This is a genomic window from Bartonella sp. CL70QHWL, assembly GCF_042194855.1.
Classification (GTDB): Bacteria; Pseudomonadota; Alphaproteobacteria; order Rhizobiales; family Rhizobiaceae; genus Bartonella.
This window is the reverse complement of record NZ_JBHINJ010000100.1, coordinates 1-923: the sequence shown is the minus strand read 5'-3', so window position 1 is coordinate 923 and position 923 is coordinate 1. Positions and strand designations below refer to the sequence as shown.

The window sequence follows — 923 nt, the reverse complement described above, 5'->3', positions numbered from 1 at the left end:
AGAAGATCAGTTAGAGACAGCAATGAAATATATTGCCAGAAAACAAAAGAAACTGATTTCTGAAATCGAATTGACATGGGAAAATATGCAGCTTGGCGCTGTTCAAGGTGTTGTCCTTGATGCTGATGGTTCCGTAATTGTCGATTGGTACAAAGAATGGGAAATCACACCACCAAAGCCGATTGATTTTAAATTAAATAATGAGACAACCAATGTTGCGGACCATGTTGATCAAGTCATTATGAGGATGATTGAGGCTTCAAAGGGAGCGTTTTCTGATCGTTCACGCATTATTGGGCTTTGTGGAAATGAATTCTTTTCCAAGTTGAAAAACCATAAAACAATTCGTGAAACTTATCTCAACACAGCCTTAGCACAAACACTCAATAGCGCCGGAGGTGTTGCAACACCAAGCGCTCTTGGATCGGGGAGCTTTGGCAGTTTTGACTTTGCTGGTGTCACTTTCATTAATTACCGGAGTATCCACAACTATAATGTGAGTGCGAAGGCTGGAACAAAGCGCGCCATAGGCATTAAGCCTGATGAATGTCAATTCTTTCCTGTTGATGCGCCTGGTGTCTTCCAAAAAACCTTTGCTCCTGGTGAAAGCTTGGATTTTGCCAACACGGTTGGAAGACCTCTCTACACCATGCTTATCGTCGACCACGACCGTAATGCATGGGTAAAACCGGAGGTCTATAGCTATCCGCTTTACATCTGTACACGCCCTGAAATGCTGTTTAAAGCAGTGATTGGAGCGAAATAACATGCGATGGCACGGGCTGCTAAACCAAATGGTTAAAGATGTGCGCAACACTTTTAGGCAGCCCATCATCTACACGCGAAAAGACAACCAGCAATCTTTTCGTATCACAGCGATTTACGGCATTAAGCATTCAGAATCGGACGCCGGTGGCAGAATC

1 protein-coding gene is annotated in these 923 nt (G+C 43.7%); it reads left to right on the top strand.

Annotation, left to right across the window (positions count from 1 at the left end):
• Positions 1–766, top strand: a 766-nt coding sequence (locus tag ACFIJZ_RS09910; protein WP_375631991.1) for a major capsid protein, incomplete at its 5' end; no start/stop codon positions are given.
• Positions 767–923: the final 157 nt, after the last annotated feature.